The sequence below is a fragment of the Archangium sp. genome, from assembly GCF_036388035.1.
Classification (GTDB): domain Bacteria; phylum Myxococcota; class Myxococcia; order Myxococcales; family Myxococcaceae; genus Archangium.
Genome location: NZ_DASVSO010000918.1, coordinates 1 through 4,732, shown reverse-complemented (window position 1 = coordinate 4,732; position 4,732 = coordinate 1). Strand labels below are relative to the sequence as shown.

4 protein-coding genes and 1 pseudogene are annotated in these 4,732 nt (G+C 69.2%); 1 reads left to right on the top strand and 4 read right to left on the bottom strand.

All coding sequences use genetic code 11. From position 1 onward, the window contains the following. A pseudogene (locus VF697_RS37985) lies at positions 1-305 on the bottom strand (peptide-methionine (S)-S-oxide reductase); the annotation flags it as partial. 451 nt (positions 306-756) lie between these two features. On the opposite strand from VF697_RS37985, the gene VF697_RS37980 reads away from it, so the two are divergent. Continuing rightward, positions 757-1,455, top strand: coding sequence for a hypothetical protein (locus tag VF697_RS37980; protein ID WP_331102869.1), 699 nt, complete (start codon positions 757-759; stop codon positions 1,453-1,455). 102 nt (positions 1,456-1,557) lie between these two features. Here the strand turns inward: VF697_RS37980 and VF697_RS37975 are convergent, their stop codons facing one another. The 3 genes from VF697_RS37975 to VF697_RS37965 form a co-directional block, all read right to left on the bottom strand. Next, positions 1,558-2,670 carry a hypothetical protein gene (locus VF697_RS37975; protein ID WP_331102868.1) on the bottom strand — a complete coding sequence of 371 codons (1,113 nt, stop codon included), beginning with the start codon at positions 2,668-2,670 and terminating at the stop codon, positions 1,558-1,560. 167 nt (positions 2,671-2,837) lie between these two features. After that, positions 2,838-4,097, bottom strand: coding sequence for a hypothetical protein (locus tag VF697_RS37970; protein WP_331102867.1), 1,260 nt, complete (start codon positions 4,095-4,097; stop codon positions 2,838-2,840). 56 nt (positions 4,098-4,153) lie between these two features. Then, positions 4,154-4,732 (bottom strand): NAD(P)-dependent alcohol dehydrogenase (locus VF697_RS37965; RefSeq protein ID WP_331102866.1); only part of this gene is annotated, 579 nt, incomplete at its 5' end.

Genomic DNA, 4,732 nt, shown 5'->3' with positions numbered 1-4,732 from the left:
AGGAGCATGGGCCCGCTCTTCCCCTCCATGGCCCGCCGCCCGCTCGCGAGCGCCAGCCGCTTCTGCGACTCGTCCGCGTGGAAGATGGCGGCCATGTACTGGCGCTTGTAGGGGCGCTCGGTGGGATCCGCTTCCTTCCAGAAATGGCCCAGCAGCGCCTCATAGGAAAGCCGCGTCGGGTCGTAGTCGATCTGGAAGGACTCGGTGTGGTCCCCGAGCCGCTCGTAGGTCGGGTCCGGCTGCGTGCCGCCGGTGTAGCCCGCGCGGGTGCGAAGGACTCCAGGGAGACGCCCAAACTGGGCGTCAGGGCCCCAGAATCAACCCAAGGAGAAGGTGGCCGTCTCCACGCGGGTGGGCGCCAGGGCGTCCACGGGCAGGAGCCGGGTGGACGGAGCTTCGACGGTCAGCGCTGGCTTCATGGCGATTCCTCCACCTGGCTCCACGGATGAACCCGGCTCGAGGTTACGTCTGTTCCCGGTACGGATTCATTCCAGGCGGCGAGAGCAAAATCGTGGCGCTTGCTCGACTGGGCTACAACGGGGATGGACCCAAAGCCCGCGCATACCGCCAGGACGTCTTGGACCGTGTGGGGGGAATGGGAACGCTCTCCGTGGGCAACGACTGATGCGGGTACGGAAATTGGGCCGGCACTACCTATTCCGAATCATGGCCGTGGGGGTTGGCTCGTGGCTCGTGGCGTGCAATCGCACTGCGTCCACGCCTCCGACTGACGCAGGGACCCCGGTCGTGGAGGGAGTGGTCGACGCGGGCTCTCCGAAAGCCGGGGCGGAGGCATTGCCGGCGCCCGCCTTGCCCCCAGCGGACCGCGACGAGGCGGGGGCGAACGAGAACGTGCGCCTCGTCAGCCTCGAAGCCATTGCGCCCACACCGCCCAGTTCCTTTCCCAGTACGGCGCTGGTTCGCATGCGTTCGCAGCCCGAGGGCGGTGAGCGTGAGCGCCTACAGGACGTCGCCGTCGTGAGCCGCTGTGACGAGCGCTCTTGCTTGGACGGGCTGCGCGACCTGCGCACCGGGCGCGACTTGATTGCCCTGGCCGCGACCCGGGACGAGCGGGAGATTCTCGATGTTCCGGGCAGCGTGCAGCGCGTCGTGAAGCTCGCGTACGTGAGCGACGACGTCATCTCCATCTACACAGGCGCCACGGAGCTTTCTGGCGGTGCACATGCCAACAATGAACTCGCCTGCGCGACCTACGACCGCCGCACGGGCCGTCCAGTTGACCTGACGAAGGTCGTGCCACCCCCAGAAGCCCCGACACTGCTGCGGCGGGCTTCGGAAAAGCTCAAGGCGTTTCTGCGGGAGAGCGGGCACCAAGGCTACCAGATTCACAAAACCAGCTTCCTCTACGACGCCGCCTCCGCCCGCGTCACGCTTTGTGCGCTGGCACCCATGCCGATGGACGGCACGATTATCGCCGTCCCTCTGCAACGATAAATGAGCACGCTCATCACCTCCCTCATGGCCTTCTGGGGGTTCGCCACCTTCCTCGCGAACCATCCCCTCATCCTCCCGTGAAGGCTCGCGCGTGCCGCGGCCTCAGTCCGTATGCGCCACCTCGGCGCCACGCACCGACTCGATCCACTGGCGCCAGACCTCGCCGTCCTCTCCGAGGTCACGCCCCGCCAGGAGGGTGAGCACCTTGTGCGCCGGCTCTCGATCAGTCGTCTGCTGCATCGCCACCATCTCCAGGAGCGGCTCGGCGGCCTTGTCGAGAATCTGCTTCCGATGGATGGCCCCCTCCGTCTCCAGGATCCGCACGAGCGCCCAGGCCGTCTTGTTGCGGTCGGCGGTGGTCGGCAGCCAGAGCGACTCGAGCACCGTGTCGAGCGGGAGGAGGACGCGCGGCTGGCCCTGCTGCGCCGCCCCCAGCAGGCGCATCACCTCGTTGCGCACGCCCTGAGCCGGGTCTCGCACGGAAGGAAGGACGGCCTGCACCACCTGCTCGCGCGAGGGCCCATAGGCCAGCAGGTTCACCGCCCCCATGCGCTTGCCCTCGTCGCGGTCCTCGCGCAGCACGCGCACGAGCGCGTCGAAGTGGCGCGGCACGCCCTCGAGGAACCGCGCCTCCCGAGGCGCGAGCTCCGGATGGTCGAAGCGGCCGTAGCAGGAGAAGGCCTGGCAGGCGCCGAAACCGAAGGCGAGCGCGCCCGCGTTCTCCAGCTTCCAGTAGGCCTTGACGTAGTCTCCCCAGGCGGCGAGCAGCCCGTCCGGATCCGCCACGTCTGCCTGGGGCGCGGGGGAGAAGCGCATGCGCCACTCGTCCCCCGCATCGACCAGGTCCACCGTCAGCCGCATGATGTTCGTCTTGAGGTCCACGCCCACCGAGAACGTGCACTGGGCGAAGGCATGGGCCGAGGTGACGCGCTTCTTGCTCTCGATGAGCTGCCGGATGAAGTCCTCCGACCCGGACTCGACGGGCGTGCCCGGGGCGGGCATCTCGATGAGCGCGAGCAGCTGCTCCTTCGGGACCTTGCGCGAGCCGAACACCTCGACGCCCCCGAATGTGTACACGGGCCGCCGCGGGGCCGAGGCCACGGCGGGCGCGATGGCTTCAGGCGCCGGGGTGAAGCCAGACGCGGGCATGGCCTGTTGCAGGGGGGTGGTGGCACTTGCGGCGAGGAGCGGCAAACACACGATGAGCTGTTTCACGAGTCCTCCAGCGCCCGGGCCTCGGGCGGGAACGGGAGGGCCTCGTGCAACGCATGTGCCCGCCCGTCGCGAGGGGCACGGCGCGGGAGCAACCCGGCGGCACACCGGGGTGGGCTCGTCCTGGATGTCCGCATCTGGGATTCGCGTGTCCCAGGGACGGGCACACCTCAGTGCGCGACCCGCGCCGGGCCCAGTCCCCGCCCCGCGAGGGCACTCGAAGTCTCCGCGAGCTGCTCGACGCGGAACTGGGGCAACGCGCGGAACAGCAGCCAGTCCCCGCTCTCCAGCGGCCCCTTCACCAGCTGCCCGGTGTCGAGCAACTGCCGGCCGATGGGCCCGGAGGTGTCGCCGCGCGCGAGCTGGAAGCGGACCCGCTCCAGCCGGCCGTCATCCAGCTTCACCTGGCCCTGCACGTACACGCTGTCGTCCCGGAGGAAGAGCTGAGAGCCCCCCTCCACCCGGCCGTAGGAGTTGTCCGCGCAGATGAGCTCGAACTCCTCCTCGCGAAGCAGCGAGGGGCAGTCCCCGCTCGGGGTATGGCCCACCACCACCCTGTGGATGCCCGAGCGCGCGAGCGTCTCGATGAGGGCCCGCGACGGGAGGCCGGGATGGTTGCGCTCGTCGGCCATGCGCCCGTACACCACGCTGCCGGTGTTGATCCGCTTGCCCGGGGACGGGGCCTGATAGGCGATGAGCGGCTCCCAGAGCGGCGTGCCCCTCGCGTCGAGGCGCCCCTCGGCGAAGACCTCGAGCTGCTCGCGGTACCAGTGGTTGAGGGCCTCGCTCCAGGCGTCCACGCCCTCCACCCGGCTCCCCGAGGGCACCGCCCCGAGGCTCTCCTCGTGCACCCCGCCATGGACGAAGAGCGTATTGCCGATGCGGTGGACGAGCCGACAGGCGGAGAGGTAGTCGCGCAGCGCGCCCCCAGGGCCGAGGTCCTCGAGGAAGCTGTCCACCACGTCTTCCTCGCTCACCGGAGCGCCGGTGCGGGCCAGCTCGGCCCGGCGGAACTCGAAGGCTCCACGCGCCCCCATGGTGTTGTCGAAGATCCACCGGAGGAGCACCGGCCGTGGACCCTCGCGCACCTCCGGGGGAGTCCGCGCCAGGGGGTGGCCACGCAGCTCGCGCACGAGCCGCAGCTTGTTGATGTCACGGTTGCCCGCCAGCAGCACCACCTGGGAGGGCTGCCGTCGCCAGGCCTCCAGCAGCGTCCGCACCACCCGGCGTCCATCCGGGCCGCGGTCGATGGCGTCGCCCCCGTAGACGAAGGTGGAACCCGGCCGCACCACCAGCCGCTCCCCGGCCTCGTCCAGATCGACGTGGGGGTTGTCCCGGCAGAAGCTGACCAGCTTCTCCCAGAGACCCTCCACGTCCGAGAGGTAGGCGATGGCGTAGTCGGACTTGCGCGTTGAGGGTGTGTTCGCCATGGGCAGAGGGTGCTCCCTGGGGGACTTCTAACACCCCGCGCCCCGGGCCTCAGCGCTCACTTCTCGTGCAGGCTGGCGATGTCGATCACGAAGCGGTAGCGCACATCGCCCTTGAGCATGCGCTCATAGGCCTCGTTGATCTTCTGGATGGGGATGACCTCGATGTCGGAGGCCACGTTGTGCTGGGCGCAGAAGTCGAGCATCTCCTGCGTCTCGCGGATGCCACCAATGAGCGAGCCGCCGAGCTTGCGCCGGCGCATGATGAGCGGGAAGGCCGACAGCGGGGTGGGCGCCTCCGGCGCGCCGACGAGGATCATCGTCCCGTCCAGCTTCAACAGGCTGAGGTAGGCGTTGTAGTCGTGCGGCGCGGAGACGGTGTCGAGGATGAAGTTGAACCGTCCAGCGAGGCTCTTGAAGGTGCTCTTGTCCTTCGTGGCGGCGAAGTGCGTGGCGCCCAGGGCCAGCGCGTCATCGCGCTTGGAGGGAGAGGTGCTGAGCACGGTGACCTCCGCGCCCATCGCCTTGGCCAGCTTCACGCCCATGTGGCCGAGGCCACCGAGGCCGACCACGGCGACCTTGTCACCAGGCTTCAGCCCATAGTGGCGCAGCGGCGAGTAGGTGGTGATGCCGGCGCA